This window comes from Pseudomonas sp. B21-054, assembly GCF_026016345.1.
GTDB lineage: Bacteria > Pseudomonadota > Gammaproteobacteria > Pseudomonadales > Pseudomonadaceae > Aquipseudomonas.
Map to the genome: position 1 here is coordinate 6,345,574 of NZ_CP087204.1, position 18,681 is coordinate 6,364,254.

Sequence of the window (18,681 nt, forward strand, 5' to 3'; positions counted from 1 at the left end):
TCACCGCGGCGTTCCAGGCCAAGATGGATAAACTGCAACTCCACACCTCCAGGCATCAAGGGTTCCAATGATCATTTGCGGCATCGAAATCAAAGGCAGCGAAGCGATTATCGCCGTCGCCTCGCTGGAGCAGCAGGCGTTGACCCACATCGCCCTGAACACCAAGAAAATCGCCCTGGACGACGATGACGAAGCCGCCAACGTCAAGGCGTTTGCCGCCCAGGTACGGGCGTTCGTGGCGGAGCATGGCATCGAACGTATCGCGATCAAGAAGCGCAGCAAGAAAGGCGAGTTCGCCGGCGGACCGACCACGTTCAAGATTGAAGGGGTTTTCCAGTTGCTGGAAGGCTGCGAGGTGACGCTGCTGTCACCGCAGACTATCAACGCGCAGCACAAAAAACACGACTTCGCCTTGCCGGCGACGCTGAACAAGTATCAGCATGAGGCGTACAAGGCGGCGTGTTCGGCGTTGGTGAAAAAATAAATGCGTTCCCCCCGTGGCGAGGGAGCTTGCTCCCGCTGGGGCGCGCAGCGGCTCTCGCTGTTGAGGGGCTGCTGCGCAGCCCAGCGGGAGCAAGCTCCCTCGCCACAGGTGTATGACCGATGACTGGCGGTATCAATCTTTTATACCCAATTATGGCGACAGGTATAATTTATAGTCGCGAGTATAATTTAGTATAAAAGCCTGTCAAACCACCTCCCGCCCATCCCCCTGCCGCCGCCGATCCTCCCGTGGACAGCGCGCGAACCGGGCCCGGTAACTGCGGGTGAAGTACGACGGTGACTCAAAGCCACAGGCGATGCTCACTTCCAGCACGCTCATGTCGGTCTGGCGCAGCAGCTGCCGGGCCTTTTCCAGGCGCAAGCGCAGGTAGAAGTTGCTCGGGGTGTCGTTCAGGTGCAGGCGGAACAGGCGTTCGAGCTGGCGCCGGGTGACGCCGATGGATTCGGCCAGGGCCAAGGTGCTCAGGGGCGGTTCGCTGTGGGTTTCCATCTCACCGATGACGTGCACCAGTTTCTTGTTGCGAATGCCGTAGCGACTGGCGATTTCCATGCGCTGGTGATCTTTGCGCGGACGGATGCGGCCGAGCACGAACTGCTCGCTGACCTGGATCGCCAACTCCGCGCCGTGGGCCTGGCCGATCAAGTCCAGCATCAGATCAATGGAAGCCGTGCCGCCCGCGCAGGTGATGCGGCGGCGGTCGATTTCGAACAGTTCCTGGGTCACGCTGAGCTGTGGATAAGACTCCTTGAACGCTTCGATCGCCTCCCAATGCAGGGTCACGCGATGCCCTTCCAGCAGACCCGCTTCGGCCAGGACCACACTGCCCGTATCGATGCCGCCCAGGGTCACGCCTTCGTGGTCCAGCCGGTGCAGCCAGCGCTCCAATGCCGGGGTGGCGAACTTCAGCGGTTCGAACCCCGCCACTATCCAGAGGGTCGCACCTCTCTTTAACGGCTCCAGCGCCGCATCGGCGTTGACCGACATGCCATTGCTCGCCAGCACCGCTCCACCATCGACACTCAACACATGCCAACGATACAGCTCGCCGCGAAAACGATTGGCGACCCGCAACGGCTCGATGGCCGAAATGAAGCCGATGGCTGAAAAGCCCGGCATCAACAAGAAGTAGAAATCCTGGGACATGGAGCGCACTCGGTTGGCGGGTAGCGTGCGGATCTTGATACGCCAGTTGCAAGGGCTGTTCAAGCGCTGCAGGTGCGTATTCGTGAAACAGGACACCAGGTCGCTGCAGTGCAAGAGCACGTCGCCGCTGTGCGTTTTGCACGACCCGGGGCTGCGTAACTTGACATCACCGGCGCGCAGACGCCGGAACCCATAACAATAAGCTGCCGAGGAACCCGACATGAAACGACTGATCAGCTCCTGCGTTCTTGCACTCAGCGGTACCACTTTACTCAATGGCGCCGCCATGGCCGCCGAACCCGCTGCGTGCCAGAACGTGCGCCTGGGTGTGGTCAACTGGACCGACGTCATCGCCACCAGCGCCCTGACCCAAGTGATGCTCGATGGCCTCGGCTACAAGACCAAGCAGACCAGCGCCTCCCAGCAAATCATCTTCGCCGGCATCCGCGACCAGCGCCTGGACCTGTTCCTGGGCTACTGGAACCCGCTGATGACCCAGACCATCACCCCATTCGTCGAAGCCAAGCAAGTCAAGGTCCTGGAACAACCCAGCCTCAAGGACGCCCGCGCCACCCTGGCCGTGCCGACCTACCTGGCCGACAAGGGCCTGAAGACCTTCGCCGACATCGCCAAATTCGAAAAAGAGCTGGGTGGCAAGATCTACGGCATCGAACCCGGCTCCGGCGCCAACACCCAGATCAAGGCGATGATCGCCAAGAACCAGTTCGGCCTGGGCAAATTCCAACTGGTGGAGTCCAGCGAAGCCGGCATGCTCGCCGCCGTGGACCGCGCCGTGCGGCGCAAGGAAGCCGTGGTGTTCTTCGGCTGGGCGCCGCATCCGATGAACGTCAACGTGCAAATGACCTACCTCACCGGCAGCGAAGACGCTCTCGGCCCGAACGAAGGCATGGCCACCGTGTGGACGGTCACCGCGCCGGACTATGCCCAGCAGTGCCCGAACGTCGGGCGCCTGTTGAGCAACCTGACATTCACCGCCGAGGACGAGAGCCGGATGATGCAGCCGCTGCTCGATCACAAGGACCCGCTCGAATCGGCCCGGCAATGGCTCAAGGATCATCCGCAAGACAAGCAGCGCTGGCTCGAAGGCGTGACCACCTTCGACGGCAAGCCGGCCGCCGACAACCTGAAACTCACCAGTAACTGACCCACCGTTTTCCATCTGCGCAGCGCCAAAGGGCTGCGCGGTGACTCACCACGCCTGAAGGAATCCGCACCATGAACCACGACGTCATCATCACCTGCGCACTCACCGGTGCTGGCGACACGACCGCCAAGAGCCCTCACGTTCCGGTCACCCCGAAACAGATCGCCGCAGCCGCCATCGAGGCCGCAAAGGCCGGGGCCACGGTGGTCCACTGCCACGTTCGCGATCCGCAGACCGGCAAGTTCAGCCGCGACGTGGCGCTGTACCGCGAGGTGATGGAACGCATCCGTGAGGCGGACGTGGACATCATCGTCAACCTCACCGCCGGCATGGGCGGTGACTTGGAGATCGGCGCTGGCGAACGACCCATGGAGTTCGGTCCCAACACCGACCTGGTGGGCCCACTGACCCGCCTGGCCCACGTCGAGGAGCTGCTGCCGGAAATCTGCACCCTGGACTGCGGCACCCTGAACTTCGGCGATGGCGACACCATTTACGTCTCCACCCCGGCGCAACTGCGCGCCGGCGCCAAGCGCATCACTGAACTGGGGGTCAAGGCCGAGCTGGAAATCTTCGACACCGGTCACCTGTGGTTCGCCAAGCAACTGATCAAGGAAGGCCTGCTGGACAACCCGCTGTTCCAGCTCTGCCTGGGCATCCCCTGGGGCGCACCGGCCGACACCACCACCATGAAAGCCATGGTCGACAACCTGCCGGCAGGCGCCGTGTGGGCCGGCTTCGGCATCGGCCGCATGCAAATGCCCATGGCCGCCCAGGCCGTGCTGCTCGGCGGCAACGTGCGGGTCGGGCTGGAAGACAACCTGTGGCTGGACAAAGGCGTGCTCGCCACCAACGGCCAACTGGTGGAGCGCGCAGGCGAAATCCTCAGCCGCCTTGGGGCGCGAGTACTTACGCCGGCCGAGGGCCGCAAGAAAATGGGCCTGGTCCAGCGCGGCTAAACCGAACGTGCACATTGGATCTGCAGTGATTGCAGATCTCAAGACCACCCCAGATCGAGTGTGGGAGCGGGCTTGCTCGCGAAGAGGCCGGTACATCCGATGGATCTTCTGTGAAAGAAATTCCGTCTTCGCGAGCAAGCCCGCTCCCACATTAGCAATCAGCGAATTACTCAGGAAAATCACCATGAGCTTTATCACCGACATCAAGACCTTCGCCGCCCTGGGCAGCGGTGTGATCGGCAGCGGCTGGGTCAGCCGCGCCCTGGCCCATGGCCTGGACGTCGTGGCCTGGGACCCGGCGCCCGGGGCCGAAGCGGCGTTGCGCAAGCGCGTCGCCAATGCCTGGGGCGCACTGGAAAAACAGGGCCTGACACCCGGCGCCTCGCAGGATCGGCTGCGCTTTGTCGCAACCATCGAAGAATGCGTGCGCGACGCCGACTTCATCCAGGAAAGCGCCCCCGAGCGCCTGGCGCTGAAACTCGAACTGCACGGTCAGATCAGCGCCGCCGCCAAACCCAACGCGCTGATCGGCTCCAGCACTTCGGGGCTGTTGCCCAGCGAGTTCTACGAAGGTTGCACGCACCCGGAACGTTGCGTGGTCGGGCACCCGTTCAACCCGGTTTACCTGTTGCCGCTGGTGGAAGTGGTGGGCGGCAGGAACACCGCGCCCGAAGCGGTGCAAGCCGCCATGCAAGTGTATGAATCCCTCGGCATGCGGCCGCTGCACGTACGCAAGGAAGTGCCCGGCTTCATCGCCGACCGCCTGCTCGAAGCGCTGTGGCGCGAGGCATTGCACCTGGTCAACGACGGCGTGGCCACCACCGGGGAAATCGACGACGCCATTCGTTTCGGTGCAGGCTTGCGCTGGTCGTTCATGGGCACGTTCCTGACCTACACCCTGGCCGGCGGCGATGCCGGGATGCGCCATTTCATGGCCCAGTTCGGCCCGGCGCTGCAACTGCCATGGACCTACCTGCCGGCGCCGGAACTGACCGAGAAGCTGATCGACGATGTGGTGGACGGCACGAGCGAGCAACTGGGCAGCCACAGCATTTCGGCCCTGGAGCGCTATCGTGATGATTGTCTGTTGGCGGTGCTGGAGGCGGTGAAGACCACCAAGGCCAAGCATGGAATGGCTTTCGAAGAGTAAACCCTGGTTTTGGGGCCAGCAGGCCTGGCCCCATCGCGAGCAAGCTCGCTCCCACAGGGATCTTCTGGGGGAAATAATGAGCGTTCACACCGCGAAATCCTTGTGGGAGCGAGCTTGCTCGCGATAGCGCCAACCCAGTAACCCCAATTGTCGGACCTGAATCATGCCCACCCTCACCACCTACCAAACCCGCATCCGCCCCGAATGGGTCGATTACAACGGCCACCTGCGCGATGCCTTCTACCTGCTGATTTTCAGCTATGCCACCGACGCGCTGATGGACCGGCTCGGCATGGACAGCCAGAACCGCGAGGCCAGCGGCCACTCGCTGTTCACCCTCGAACTGCACCTCAATTACCTGCACGAAGTGAAGCTCGACGCTGACGTGGAAGTGCGCACGCAGATCATCGGCCACGACGCCAAGCGCCTGCACCTCTACCACAGCCTGCACCTGGCCGGCGGGGATAAAGAGCTGGCCGGCAATGAGCAGATGCTGCTGCACGTCGACCTGGCGGGTCCGCGCTCGGCGCCCTTCACGCAGCAGACCCTGGGCACACTCACCGCCCTGCTCGATGAACAGTCCGACCTGCCGCCGCCGGCCTATATCGGTCGGGTCATCGCACTGCCACCTGCCCGATAAGCCTCGAACAGGAGATCGCCATGAACACTGCCGCCGCGTTTGCCGACTTCCGCCGCTATCCCCTGATCTGCGCGCTGGGTGCTGTAACGTCCTTGGCCGACCGGGTGCAGGTCACCTGGGTCGACGGCCGGGTCAGCCCTTTCCATCATCAGTGGCTGCGGGACAACTGCCCTTGCCCTCGATGCGTCTACACCGTCACCCGCGAACAAGTACTGGAAATCGTCGACGTGCCTGAAGACAGCGCACCCGGTGCGATCCGCCTCGATGGCGAGGGCTGCCTGTGCGTCGATTGGCAGGACGGTCACCAGAGCCGCTTCGACCCGGGCTGGCTACGGGCCCATGCCTATGATGAGCAATCCAGGGCCGAACGCCTGGCAAGCAAGCCCAAAAGCCAGTTATGGCGGCATGATCTGCAACTGCCGGTGTTCGATTACCAGGCCCTGATGGACGACGCCGATGCGCTGTTGCAATGGCTGCTGGCGGTGCGCGACATCGGCCTGACGCAAGTGCGCGGCGTGCCCACCGAACCCGGTTCGTTGAAACAGATTGCCCAGCGCATTTCGTTCATTCGCGAGAGCAACTTCGGCGTGCTGTTCAACGTGCAATCCAAGGCCGACGCCGACAGCAACGCCTACACCGCTTTCAACCTGCCACTGCACAGCGACCTGCCAACCCGGGAGTTGCAACCAGGGCTGCAGTTTTTACATTGCCTGGCGAATGACGCCGACGGCGGCGAGAGCATTTTTGTCGACGGTTTTGCCATCGCCGAGGCGCTGCGCCAGGAAGATCCCGAAGCCTTTGCCGCCCTGTGCGAAATCCCGGTGGAGTTTCGCAACAAGGATCGCCACAGCGACTACCGCTGCCTGGCGCCCATCATTGCGCTGGATGCCCTGGGGCATGTCGCGGAAATCCGCATGGCGAATTTCCTGCGCGGACCGTTCGACACCACCGTCGAGCAAATGCCCAGGCTTTACCGAGCCTACCGACGCTTCATCGCCCTGACCCGCGCGCCACAATTTCGTGTGATGCAACGGCTCAAACCCGGCCAGCTCTGGTGCTTCGACAACCGCCGTACGCTCCATGCCCGCAACGCCTTCGATCCGGCTTCCGGCGCGCGGCATTTCCAGGGGTGTTATGTGGACCGGGATGAGTTGTTGTCGCGGATTCTGGTGTTGCAGAGGTAGAACGCGTCATCGTTCATCGCGAGCAAGCTCGCTCCCACAGGGGGCTGTGTCGTTCACAAAACCTAATGTGGGAGCGAGCTTGCTCGCGATAGCGCCCTGTCGAACACCCCATCAACCCCTGATTCACCCAGGCAAAAAAATCCCCGATCAAGCCGTGACAGGATCGGGGCAGGTGCGTTACTGGAGGAGCTGTTGCGCGAGGGTGACCAAACCATCGTGATTCAGCTTGAGTTCAGTGTGCCCAGTCCGGATTAGCGGGAGTTAGCCGAAAACGACCTGCTCATAGGTATCCGGGCCATTGCGACAGTTTGCCCTTGCCGCCGCTTCGGGTGGCTACCAGAATCGAGGCACGACCCCAATCCCTGAATAAGGAAAAGCGTCATGATGCACGCCGAATTGATCGACCAGGAAGACCTGTTGGGCCACCTCAAGGCCCTCGGGCTGCAGATACCCAGCGGCTCCACCGCCGAGCAGGCCTGCGAGTGCGCCGTGCGGGGTTTGGACCAGGCCCGTGCCAATGAACTGCGCCTGATGGTCAAGAGGATGTACACCAGCAGTGCGACCATCCTGCCGGCCGTGCGCCAGGCGATCGATAAGCAATTGCTGCCGGCATTGGCGCAATACCAGCAGAACCACAGCGCCTGACAAACCAATCGCGAGCAAGCTCGCTCCCACAGCGATCCCGGGTGTGCACACGCGCTATTGCACCCAGACGATCCCCTGTGGAAGCGAGCTTGCTCGCGATGAAGGCGCTGCGGTCTAGAGCCTTACACTGGCAAACGTCGACTCATTACGCGCCTGGCTCAACGCCGACAGCGGGCCGGACAACGGCGACAGCACCAACGCCTGTGGCAACGGCAACATCGCCACCTGCTGCGTGGTATTGGAGCCTACGCGTTCGTCGCGCGGTGGAATGCCGAAGTACTCGCGGTAGCACTTGGAGAAGTGCGGCGTGGAGACGAAGCCACACACCGACGCCACCTCGATGATCGACATCGGCGTCTGCTTGAGCAGTTGCCGCGCCCGGATCAGCCGCAGCTTGAGGTAGTAACGCGACGGCGAGCAATGCAGGTATTTCTGGAACAACCGCTCCAGCTGACGCCGGGACACGGCGACGTACACCGCCAACTCGTCCAGGTCGATCGGTTCTTCGAGGTTGGCCTCCATCAGCGCCACGATTTCCTGCAACTTCGGCTGGTTGGTGCCGAGCATGTGCTTGAGCGGCACACGCTGGTGATCCTGCTCGTTGCGGATGCGCTCATAGACAAACATTTCGGAGATCGCTGCCGACAGTTCGCGACCGTGATCGCGGCTGATCAGGTGCAGCATCATGTCCAACGGTGCGGTGCCGCCGGAGCTGGTGAAACGGTTGCGGTCGAGGGTGAACAGACGGGTGCTCATCGATACCCGTGGGAACGCTTCCTGCATCGCCGCCAGGCATTCCCAGTGCACGCTGCAATCGAAACCGTCCAGCAGGCCGGCACAGGCCAAGGCCCAACTGCCGGTGCAGACCGCACCGAGACGACGGGACTGACGGGCCTGGCCTTGCAGCCATGACACGTGTTCGCGAGTGACGGTGCGCTGGATGCCGATACCGCCACACACGATGACGGTGTCCAATGCCGGCGCCTTGTGCATGGAGGCGTCCGGGGTGATCTGCAATCCGTCACTGGCCCAGACCTGCCCACCGTCGACGGTAAGCGTGGTCCAGCGATACAGCTCGCGCCCGGACAGTTGGTTGGCCATGCGTAGCGGTTCTACCGCGGACGCCAGTGAAATCAGCGTGAAATTGTCCAGCAGCAAAAAGCCGATGGATTGAGGCGCACGGTTCTGGGGTTGGGCCCCGGAGTTGGTCGTCGTCATCGCGGTATCTCCTCACACAAAGCGGGTGATGGCCTCAGGCGGAGGCTCTTTTTATTGGTTGTTTGCCATCGTTCTCCATGAAGGAGACGGGCTTTACAGCGATAGAGCAATTGCCATGCCTAAATTGGATACGCGTTCAATAAATCCTGAAAACGACATCGCGACCGGTCTATATAAGGCCCGCGTCGAGTCCCGGTTATAAGTGCTATCAATGGCGGCAGGCGCCTGTCACAGCAGGCTGTGAGCAGATCGGTAGCACTTGTGGGAACAGGGCTGCGGGGCTTGCGCAACAGGTATCACCACAAGTGCAGCGACGGACGGTTGAGCGGCGTACGACGGCTGGCTCGACCATTTGTCTCTTGTCTGTTTGCGACGCGCTAAAAGGTGGCGTGTTTCAGGATGGGTGTGCATTTTATGAGCGGTTCTAGTTCTTTGTGGCGAGGGGATTTATCCCCTTGCCACAAGACTGTGGATACTGCGGATCAGCACTCCACCGCACTGACGGCCAAGCCACCGCGCGAGGTTTCTTTGTATTTGTCATGCATGTCGGCGCCGGTATCGCGCATGGTGCGGATCACCCGGTCCAGGGAGATGAAATGCTGGCCGTCACCACGCAGCGCCATTTGCGCGGCATTGATGGCTTTAACCGCAGCAATCGCGTTGCGCTCGATGCACGGCACTTGCACCAGGCCGCCCACCGGGTCGCAGGTCAGGCCAAGGTTGTGTTCCAGGCCGATTTCCGCCGCGTTGCACAGTTGCTCCGGCGTAGCGCCGAGGATCTCCGCCAGCCCCGCCGCCGCCATGGCGCAGGCCGAGCCCACTTCGCCCTGGCAACCCACTTCGGCGCCGGAGATCGAGGCGTTCTTCTTGCACAGGATCCCTACCGCCGCCGCGCCGAGGAAGTAATCCACCACGTTGGCGTCGGTGACCGCTTCGCTGAATTTCATGAAGTAATGCAACACCGCAGGAATGATCCCCGCCGCGCCATTGGTCGGCGCCGTGACCATGCGCCCGCCAGCGGCGTTTTCTTCGTTGACCGCCAGGGCGAAAAGATTGACCCACTCCATGGCGCTCAGGGTCGAACCGATCACATTGGGCTTGTTCAGCTCTTGCAGGCTGCGGTGCAACTTGGCCGCGCGCCGGCGCACATTCAGACCGCCAGGCAGGATGCCTTCATGCTTGAGGCCCTGCTCGACGCAGTCCTGCATGGCCCGCCAGAGTTTCATCAGGCCGCTGCGAATCTCGTCTTCCGAACGCCAGACCTTTTCGTTGGCCATCATCAACTCGGCCACCCGCAGGTTGTGGGTGCGGCACAGATTGAGCAGCTCTTCGGCGCTGGAAAAATCGTAAGGCAGTTCGGTACGGTCCAGGTCGACCACGCCGCTGGACGCCTGGGCCTGATCGACGACAAAACCACCGCCGACTGAATAATAGGTGTCACGGTGCAACTCGCCGTGGTCACCCTCGGCCACCAGCGTCATCGCGTTGGGGTGGAACGGCAGGTTCTCGTCGATCAGGCGCATGTCCCGGGACCAGATGAAAGGCACCGGTAGGCGACCATCCAGCAACAAAGTCTGGGTTTCACGCAGCAACTCGATGCGCGGGCCGATCTGCGACGGGTCGATTGCGTCCGGCCATTCGCCCATCAGGCCCATGATCACCGCGTTGTCGCTGCCATGGCCGATGCCGGTGGCCGAAAGCGAGCCGTAAAGCTGAACTTCCAAGCGCGTGACTTGTTCCAGAAGGCCCCGCTCACGCAAGACTTGCGCGAATAACGCTGCGGCGCGCATTGGGCCGACGGTGTGTGAGCTAGACGGGCCGATACCGATTTTGAACAGGTCGAAAACGCTGATTGCCATGGCAGAGAACCTCCAGAACGGGCACATCCGGGCGCAAGAGCGCCCGGTGACGGAGCTGCTACGCTCAACGCCGGGATGCCCGCATCATCCGGTTTTTGCCTGGGAGGTCGACGTCTGACACCGACGCAATCATGCCCAGTAACGCCGCCAGGCTTTTGCCCCGGTTTTACGCCGCTTTTTTGCAGATCAGAGGGCTTCCGAGGCCGGAAAAAATCTATAAACGACGTCACCGACACTGGATGCGACCCTCCCTGTACTGGATACGACTCACCCTGTAGGCGTCAGATTTGCACTGGTACATGATCGGTTACGGCTCGTTTGCAAGGCCGCGTGTCAGAGAGTGCCCACGCGCCACCAACCGCAACATCCAAAATAAGCGCGCGGCTGTCCTGACCGGACACCGCCGAGAAAACACCAGGAGTCCACCCATGAAAGGTTCCAAGCCGTTGTTGTTGGCCGCCATGCTGAGTCTTCCAATGCTGGCCAACGCTGCAGAACCCGCACAGTGCAGCACCGTCAACTTCTCCGACGTCGGCTGGACCGACATCACCGTGACCACCGCCACCACCAGCGTGGTCCTCGACGCCCTGGGCTACAAGACCAAGACCACCATGATTTCCGTGCCGGTGACCTATAAGTCCCTGGCCGATGGCAAGAACATGGACGTGTTCCTCGGCAACTGGATGCCGACCATGGAAAACGACATCAAGGCCTACCGCGAAGCCGGCACGGTGGAAACCGTGCGCACCAACCTCAAGGGCGCCAAGTACACCCTCGCCGTGCCCCAGGCCCTGTACGACAAAGGCCTGCATGACTTCGCCGACATTCCCAAATTCAAGAAAGAGCTGGACGGCAAGATCTACGGGATCGAGCCTGGCAACGACGGCAACCGCCTGATCCAGAGCATGATCGAAAAGAACGCCTTTGGCCTGAAGGACGCAGGTTTCAAGGTCGTCGAGTCGAGTGAAGCGGGCATGCTTTCGCAGGTCGACCGCGCCTCCAAACGCGGCACCGATGTGGTGTTCCTCGGCTGGGCGCCACACCCGATGAACACCCGTTTCAAGATTCAATACCTGACCGGCGGCGACGACTTCTTCGGCCCGGATTTCGGCGCCGCCACCGTGGCGACCAACACCCGCAAGGGCTACAGCCAGGAATGCAGCAACGTTGGGCAACTGTTGAAAAACCTTGAGTTCACCGTCGACATGGAAAGCACGCTGATGGGCAACGTGCTCGACGACAAGATGAAACCTGAAGCCGCCGCCAAGGCCTGGCTGAAGAAAAACCCACAGGTACTCGATACCTGGCTCGCTGGCGTGACCACCATTGACGGTAAACCAGGCCTGGAGGCCGTGAAAGCCAAGCTCGCGCAGTAACGCTTTTATGCCGGGCGAGTTTACTCGCCCGGGCTGTTTATCCCTTGCATGCGGACGTTCACTACCATGCTGATTGATCAGAAAATACCCTTAGGCCAGTACATTGCGGGCTTCGTCGAATGGTTGACGCAACACGGCGCCAGCACCTTCGATGCGATCGCACTGTTCCTGGAAACGATGATTCACGGCGTGACGTTCGCGCTGACCTGGTTCAACCCGTTGGCCTTGATCGGTCTCATCGCCTTGCTGGCGCACTTTATCCAGCGCAAATGGGGCCTGACCGTCTTCGTCATCGCCTCCTTCCTGCTGATCCTCAACCTGGGTTACTGGCAGGAAACCATGGAAACCCTCGCCCAGGTACTCTTCGCGACCCTGGTCTGCGTCCTGATCGGCGTGCCGCTGGGCATTGTTGCCGCGCACAAGCCGATGTTCTACACATTGATGCGTCCGGTACTCGATCTGATGCAGACCGTACCGACCTTCGTCTACCTCATTCCTACCCTGACCCTTTTTGGTCTGGGTGTGGTCCCAGGCCTGATCTCCACGGTGGTGTTCGCGATTGCCGCGCCCATCCGCTTGACCTACCTGGGTATCCGCGACGTTCCGGACGAACTGATGGACGCCGGCAAAGCCTTCGGCTGCTCCCGTCGCCAGCTCCTGTCGCGCATTGAACTGCCCCACGCGATGCCCAGCATCGCGGCCGGTATCACCCAGTGCATCATGCTGTCGTTGTCGATGGTGGTGATCGCCGCACTGGTGGGTGCCGATGGCCTGGGCAAACCCGTGGTCAACGCACTGAACACCGCCGATATCGCCCTGGGCTTCGAAGCTGGCCTGGCGATCGTACTGCTGGCGATCATGCTCGACCGAATCTGCAAGCAACCCGACGCCAAAGTAGGGGGTGACGCATGAGCATAATCCGCTTCGAAGAAGTCGACGTGATCTTCTCCAGAGATCCACGCGAAGCCCTGAAACTGCTTGACCAGGGCATGACCCGCAACGAAATCCTGAAGAAAACCGGGCAAATCGTTGGCGTCGAGAAAGCCAGCCTGGACATCGAGAAAGGCGAAATCTGCGTGCTGATGGGCCTTTCCGGCTCCGGCAAGTCCAGCCTGCTGCGCTGCATCAACGGCTTGAACACCGTGAGTCGTGGCAAGCTCTTCGTCGAGCACGAAGGCCGGCAGATCGACATTGCCTCCTGCACTCCCGCCGAACTGAAGATGATGCGCACCAAACGCATCGCCATGGTGTTCCAGAAATTCGCTCTGATGCCGTGGCTGACGGTGCGCGAGAACATCAGCTTCGGCCTGGAAATGCAGGGTCGCCCGGAAAAGGAACGCCGCAAGCTGGTGGATGAAAAGCTTGAGCTGGTGGGCCTGACCCAATGGCGCAACAAGAAACCCGACGAGTTGTCCGGCGGCATGCAGCAACGGGTCGGCCTGGCTCGCGCCCTGGCGATGGACGCCGACATCTTGCTGATGGATGAACCCTTCTCGGCCCTCGACCCGCTGATCCGCCAAGGCCTGCAGGACGAACTGCTGGAGCTGCAACGCAAGTTGAGCAAGACCATCGTGTTCGTCAGCCACGACCTCGACGAAGCCCTGAAGCTGGGCAGCCGCATCGCGATCATGAAAGACGGCCGGATCATCCAGTACAGCAAGCCGGAACAAATCGTATTGAATCCGGCGGACGACTATGTGCGCACCTTCGTTGCCCACACCAACCCGCTCAACGTACTGTGCGGGCGCAGCCTGATGCGCACCCTGGATAACTGCAAGCGCATCAACGGTTCGGTGTGCCTGGACCCGGGCGGCGATTCCTGGCTCGACCTGGCCGAAGGCAACACCATCAAGGGCGCCCGCCAGAACGGCGCGGCGCTGGACCTGCAAAACTGGGTACCGGGCCAATCCGTCGAAGACCTGGGCCGCCGTCCGACCCTGGTGGATTCCAATATCGGCATGCGCGATGCGTTGCAGATCCGCTACCAGACCGGCAACAAACTGGTGCTGCATGACAACCAGAAAGTCGTCGGGATCCTGGGCGACAGCGAGCTGTACCACGCCCTGCTCGGCAAGAACCTGGGCTAAGCCCACGCACACAAACGCCGCGAGATGATCGCGGCGTTTTTGTTTGTGCAGTGCTGACTGCTGACTGCTGACAAGCTTGACCTGGAGGAATGCAAACAACTGTGGCGAGGGGATTTATCCCCGCTGGGCTGCGCAGCAGCCCCATAGCCAGGTGTCTCGGTGTGTCAGACAGAATGAGTTCGCAGCTTTTTGGGGCTGCTTCGCAGCCCAGCGGGGATAAATCCCCTCGCCACAACAGTATTCCTACTATCAATCGGCGTTAGGCCTTCACACCCACCGACGAGTGTTATAAAGACATCCCGAAAAAGTCCTCGCCCCTGTACCGCGGGTTTTCACACATGAAATCCCGACAAACAGCGACGACTTGTCATAGAACTTTGTTTTTGTTGATTGAACGTTCAATCAAAACAAAATAGACTGGCTTTCATTCCGGCAGACGACACTCGCCCGCCGGATGGCCTAAGGAGATGTGCTAGATGCCCAAGGTCGGTATGCAACCCATCCGCCGCCAACAATTGATCGAAGCCACGCTGCAAGCGGTCGATCAGGTCGGGATGGGGGACGCCAGCATTGCGCTGATCGCCCGTTTGGCCGGTGTCTCCAATGGCATCATCAGTCACTACTTTCAGGACAAGAATGGCCTGATCGCGGCCACGGCCCAGTACCTGATGACTGTCCTGAGCGAGAACGTCACCGCACGCCGTCGCGCGCTCGAGGACGCGAGCCCGCGGGCGCACTTGAAGGTGATCATCGAGGGCAACTTCGACGCCAGCCAGGTCAATGGCCCGGCAATGAAAACCTGGCTGGCCTTCTGGGCCACCAGCATGCATCACCCGTCATTGCACAGGTTGCAGCGGATCAACGATCACCGCCTGTATTCCAACCTGTGCAGTCAGTTCCGCCGCGTGTTGCCCCTTGATGAGGCCCGCAGCGCGGCACGGGGCCTGGCCGCCCTGATTGACGGCTTGTGGTTGCGCGGGGCGCTGTCGGGAGACGCGTTCGATACCGCCCAGGCACACCGGATCGCTTACGAATACATGGATTTGCAACTGGCCAAAGCAGGGGCGCCAGAGCACACAGAACCGCTCGACTCCTGAACCCCCACCGCAGCGCGTAGTCAGCTGTAAACGACACGCTCGGTGGTCAGCCAACCACTCATGCACTTGCGAGGACTTTATGGCCCGTTTCGAACTGCAAAAACTCTACATCGATGGCGCGTACAGCGATGCCTGCGGCGACGCCACTTTCGAAGCCATCAACCCGGCCAACGGTGAAGTGCTCGCCCTGGTGCAGCGTGCAACGTTCGAGGACGTCGAGCGCGCCGTGGTCAGCGCCGAAAAGGGCCAGAAAGTCTGGGCTGCCATGACCGCCATGCAGCGTTCGCGCATCCTGCGCCGCGCCGTGGACATCCTGCGCGAGCGCAACGATGAGCTGGCCGCCCTGGAAACCCTGGACACCGGCAAGGCTTACTCCGAAACCCGCTACGTCGACATCGTCACCGGTGCCGACGTGCTGGAATACTACGCCGGCCTGGTGCCTGCCATCGAAGGCGAGCAGGTTCCGCTGCGCACCACTTCGTTCGTCTACACCCGCCGCGAGCCCCTGGGCGTGGTGGCCGGGATCGGCGCGTGGAACTACCCGATCCAGATCGCCCTGTGGAAATCCGCCCCGGCCCTGGCCGCCGGTAACGCGATGATTTTCAAACCGAGCGAAGTCACCTCGCTGACCACCCTGAAACTGGCCGAGATCTACACCGAAGCCGGCGTTCCAGCGGGTGTGTTCAACGTCCTGACCGGCAGCGGTCGTGAAGTCGGCACCTGGTTGACCGAGCATCCGCGTATCGAGAAAATTTCCTTCACCGGCGGCACTGACACCGGCAAGAAAGTCATGGCCAGTGCCTCGAGTTCTTCGCTCAAGGACGTGACCATGGAACTGGGCGGCAAGTCGCCGCTGATCATCTTCGACGACGCCGACCTGGATCGCGCCGCCGACACCGCGATGATGGCCAACTTCTACAGCTCCGGCCAAGTCTGCACCAACGGCACCCGGGTGTTCGTGCCGAGCCACCTCAAGGCCGCCTTCGAAGCCAAGATCGCCGAGCGCGTGGCGCGTATCCGCATCGGCAATCCAGAGGACGAAAACACTAACTTCGGCCCGCTGGTGAGCTTCGCCCACATGGAGAGCGTGTTGGGCTACATCGAGAAAGGCAAGGCCGAGGGCGCACGCCTGCTGTGTGGCGGCGCTCGTTTGACCGAGGGCGAATTCGCCAAGGGCGCGTTCGTTGCTCCTACCGTGTTCACCGACTGCACCGATGAGATGACCATCGTGCGCGAGGAAATCTTCGGCCCGGTGATGAGCATCCTGACTTATGACACCGAAGAAGAAGTGATCCGCCGCGCCAACGACACCGATTTCGGCCTGGCCGCCGGCGTCGTGACCCGCGACCTGAACCGCGCCCACCGTGTGATCCACCAGCTCGAAGCGGGCATTTGCTGGATCAACGCTTGGGGTGAATCGGCCGCTGAAATGCCGGTCGGTGGCTACAAGCAATCGGGCGTGGGCCGTGAGAACGGCATCAGCTCGCTGAACAACTTCACCCGCATCAAATCGGTACAGGTCGAGTTGGGCGATTACGCGTCGGTGTTCTGATTGGACATGAGGCCTTGAGTGAACGCTGTTGTGGCGAGGGGATTTATCCCCGTGGGGCTGCGTAGCAGCCCCTCCCCAAGGCCCCCCATTCTTCAGACAAACCCAGTCGCTGATTTACGACTGCTGCGCAGCCGAACGGGGATAAATCCCCTCGCCACAGGTTATGCGGCGTCAAGGCAAACGCGACCTGAACCCAATTCAAAAAGAGGGTGCATTTCATGTCCCACGTATTCGACTACATCATCATCGGTGCCGGCTCGGCCGGTAACACCCTGGCCACCCGCCTGACCGAAGACGAAGGCGTCACCGTCCTGCTGCTCGAAGCCGGCGGCCCGGACTATCGCCTGGACTTTCGCACGCAAATGCCTGCCGCCCTGGCATTCCCGCTGCAAGGCCGGCGCTATAACTGGGCCTATGAGACCGACCCGGAGCCGCACATGAACGGCCGCCGCATGGAGTGCGGTCGCGGCAAGGGCCTGGGCGGTTCTTCGCTGATCAACGGCATGTGCTACATCCGCGGCAACGCCCTGGATTACGACAATTGGGCCAAGCTGCCCGGTTTGGAAGACTGGGCCTACCTGGACTGCCTGCCGTATTTCCGCAAAGCCGAAACCCGGGACATCGGCCCGAACGATTACCACGGTGGTGACGGCCCGGTCAGCGTGACCACGCCCAAGCCCGGCAACAACCCGCTGTTCCACGCCATGGTCGAGGCCGGTGTGCAGGCCGGTTACCCGCGTACCGAAGACCTCAACGGCTACCAGCAGGAAGGCTTCGGCCCGATGGACCGCACCGTCACGCCCAACGGCCGCCGCGCCAGCACCGCGCGCGGGTACCTGGATATCGCCAAGAAGCGCTCGACCCTGACCATCGTCACCCACGCCCTGACCGACAAGATCGTGTTCGAAGGCAAGCGCGCCGTCGGTGTGCGTTACCTGGTGGGCGCTGCCGAAGAGCGCGTGGAAGCCCGGGCACGCAAGGAAGTGCTGCTGTGCTCCGGCGCCATCGCCTCGCCACAGATCCTGCAACGCTCCGGCGTGGGTCCGGCCAAATTGCTGGAGAGCCTCGACATTCCGGTGGTCCACGACCTGCCGGGCGTCGGTGAAAACCTGCAGGATCACCTTGAGCTGTACCTGCAATACGCCTGCACCCAACCGGTTTCGCTGTACCCGTCGCTGCTCTGGTACAACCAGCCGGCCATCGGTGCCGAATGGCTGTTCAACGGCACCGGCATCGGCGCCAGCAACCAGTTCGAAGCCGGCGGTTTCATCCGCACCCGCCCGGAATTCGATTGGCCGAACATCCAATATCACTTCCTACCGGTGGCGATTAACTACAACGGCAGCAACGGTGTGAAGGAGCACGGTTTCCAGGCACACATGGGCTCCATGCGTTCGCCAAGCCGTGGCCGGATCCAGGCCAAGTCCAAGGATCCACGCCAGTACCCGAGCATCCTGTTCAACTACATGGCGACCGAGCAAGACTGGCAGGAATTCCGCGATGGCATCCGCTTGACCCGCGAGATCATGCAACAGCCGGCCCTCGACCCGTTCCGTGGTCGCGAAATCAGCCCGGGTATCGAGGTGCAGACGGACGAGCAGCTGGACCAGTTCATCCGCGAACACGCCGAAACCGCGTTCCACCCGTCCTGCTCGTGCAAGATGGGCAGCGACGACATGGCGGTGGTGGATGGCGAAGGTCGCGTGCATGGCATGCAGGGCCTGCGCGTGGTGGATGCCTCGATCATGCCAATCATCACCACCGGCAACCTGAACGCGCCGACGATCATGATCGCCGAGAAAATCGCCGACAAGATCCGCGGCCGCAAGCCCCTGCCACGCAGCACCGCCCCGTATTTCGTGGCCGGCGACGCGCCGGTGCGCGGCAAGCCGATGCGGGAAGTGGGGCCAATGGCTCAGTAAGGCTCAGGACCGCCATCGCGAGCAAGCTCGCTCCCACAAAGAGCACGGAGGCCGGCACAGACCTTGTGCTCGCCGAAGAGCCAATGTGGGAGCGAGCTTGCTCGCGAAAGCGGTGGGTCAGCTTGCATCAATGTCGGATGTACCGCCGTCTTCGCGGGCAAGCCCGCTCCCACAAAGAG

Annotated in this window: 16 protein-coding genes; 13 read left to right on the top strand and 3 right to left on the bottom strand. The window is 61.8% G+C overall.

Annotation, left to right across the window (positions count from 1 at the left end; all coding sequences use genetic code 11):
• Positions 1–67: 67 nt before the first annotated feature.
• The gene (locus tag LOY70_RS27640) at positions 68–484 is read left to right on the top strand and encodes a DUF3010 family protein (RefSeq protein ID WP_265031699.1); all 417 of its coding nucleotides are present in this window, start codon (positions 68–70) and stop codon (positions 482–484) included.
• 204 nt (positions 485–688) lie between these two features.
• On the opposite strand, the gene LOY70_RS27645 is transcribed toward LOY70_RS27640, so the two are convergent.
• Positions 689–1,648, bottom strand: a complete 960-nt coding sequence (locus LOY70_RS27645) for a GlxA family transcriptional regulator (protein ID WP_265031701.1) — start codon at positions 1,646–1,648, stop codon at positions 689–691.
• A gap of 220 nt (positions 1,649–1,868) precedes the next feature.
• Between LOY70_RS27645 and LOY70_RS27650 the strand changes: the two genes are divergently transcribed.
• The 6 genes from LOY70_RS27650 (at position 1,869) to LOY70_RS27675 (ending at position 7,391) form a co-directional block, all read left to right on the top strand.
• Positions 1,869–2,813, top strand: coding sequence for a choline ABC transporter substrate-binding protein (locus LOY70_RS27650; protein ID WP_123343736.1), 945 nt, complete (start codon positions 1,869–1,871; stop codon positions 2,811–2,813).
• Between the two features lie 71 nt (positions 2,814–2,884).
• Positions 2,885–3,772, top strand: a complete 888-nt coding sequence (locus LOY70_RS27655) for a 3-keto-5-aminohexanoate cleavage protein (protein ID WP_265031703.1) — start codon at positions 2,885–2,887, stop codon at positions 3,770–3,772.
• Between the two features lie 184 nt (positions 3,773–3,956).
• Positions 3,957–4,922: an L-carnitine dehydrogenase gene (locus LOY70_RS27660; RefSeq protein ID WP_265031705.1), complete on the top strand. Its 966-nt coding sequence runs from the start codon at positions 3,957–3,959 to the stop codon at positions 4,920–4,922.
• Positions 4,923–5,085: 163 nt separating this feature from the next.
• Positions 5,086–5,562, top strand: coding sequence for a thioesterase family protein (locus LOY70_RS27665; RefSeq protein WP_123343734.1), 477 nt, complete (start codon positions 5,086–5,088; stop codon positions 5,560–5,562).
• Positions 5,563–5,582: 20 nt separating this feature from the next.
• Entirely contained in the window at positions 5,583–6,746 is a 1,164-nt protein-coding gene (locus tag LOY70_RS27670) for a gamma-butyrobetaine dioxygenase (RefSeq protein WP_265031708.1), read from the top strand.
• A 381-nt stretch (positions 6,747–7,127) separates the two neighbouring features.
• Complete coding sequence (locus LOY70_RS27675) at positions 7,128–7,391, top strand: hypothetical protein (protein ID WP_123416121.1); 264 nt, start codon at positions 7,128–7,130, stop codon at positions 7,389–7,391.
• A 114-nt stretch (positions 7,392–7,505) separates the two neighbouring features.
• Here the strand turns inward: LOY70_RS27675 and LOY70_RS27680 are convergent, their stop codons facing one another.
• On the bottom strand, positions 7,506–8,609 hold the full coding sequence (locus tag LOY70_RS27680) for a GlxA family transcriptional regulator (RefSeq protein WP_025215891.1): 1,104 nt from the start codon (positions 8,607–8,609) through the stop codon (positions 7,506–7,508).
• A 482-nt stretch (positions 8,610–9,091) separates the two neighbouring features.
• Positions 9,092–10,468, bottom strand: coding sequence for an L-serine ammonia-lyase (locus LOY70_RS27685; RefSeq protein WP_265031712.1), 1,377 nt, complete (start codon positions 10,466–10,468; stop codon positions 9,092–9,094).
• Positions 10,469–10,896: 428 nt separating this feature from the next.
• On the opposite strand from LOY70_RS27685, the gene LOY70_RS27690 reads away from it, so the two are divergent.
• From LOY70_RS27690 to betA, 6 genes are all read left to right on the top strand, one after another.
• Positions 10,897–11,844: a choline ABC transporter substrate-binding protein gene (locus LOY70_RS27690; RefSeq protein WP_025215893.1), complete on the top strand. Its 948-nt coding sequence runs from the start codon at positions 10,897–10,899 to the stop codon at positions 11,842–11,844.
• A gap of 66 nt (positions 11,845–11,910) precedes the next feature.
• On the top strand, positions 11,911–12,756 hold the full coding sequence (gene choW / locus LOY70_RS27695; RefSeq protein ID WP_003206355.1) for a choline ABC transporter permease subunit: 846 nt from the start codon (positions 11,911–11,913) through the stop codon (positions 12,754–12,756).
• Entirely contained in the window at positions 12,753–13,931 is a 1,179-nt protein-coding gene (gene choV / locus LOY70_RS27700) for a choline ABC transporter ATP-binding protein (protein ID WP_265031719.1), read from the top strand. Before choW ends, choV begins: the two co-directional genes overlap by 4 nt.
• Positions 13,932–14,407: 476 nt before the next feature.
• Positions 14,408–15,028 carry a transcriptional regulator BetI gene (gene betI / locus LOY70_RS27705; protein ID WP_265031721.1) on the top strand — a complete coding sequence of 207 codons (621 nt, stop codon included), beginning with the start codon at positions 14,408–14,410 and terminating at the stop codon, positions 15,026–15,028.
• A gap of 79 nt (positions 15,029–15,107) precedes the next feature.
• On the top strand, positions 15,108–16,580 hold the full coding sequence (gene betB, locus LOY70_RS27710) for a betaine-aldehyde dehydrogenase (RefSeq protein WP_265031723.1): 1,473 nt from the start codon (positions 15,108–15,110) through the stop codon (positions 16,578–16,580).
• Positions 16,581–16,798: 218 nt separating this feature from the next.
• Positions 16,799–18,502, top strand: a complete 1,704-nt coding sequence (gene betA / locus LOY70_RS27715) for a choline dehydrogenase (protein ID WP_265031725.1) — start codon at positions 16,799–16,801, stop codon at positions 18,500–18,502.
• Positions 18,503–18,681: the final 179 nt, after the last annotated feature.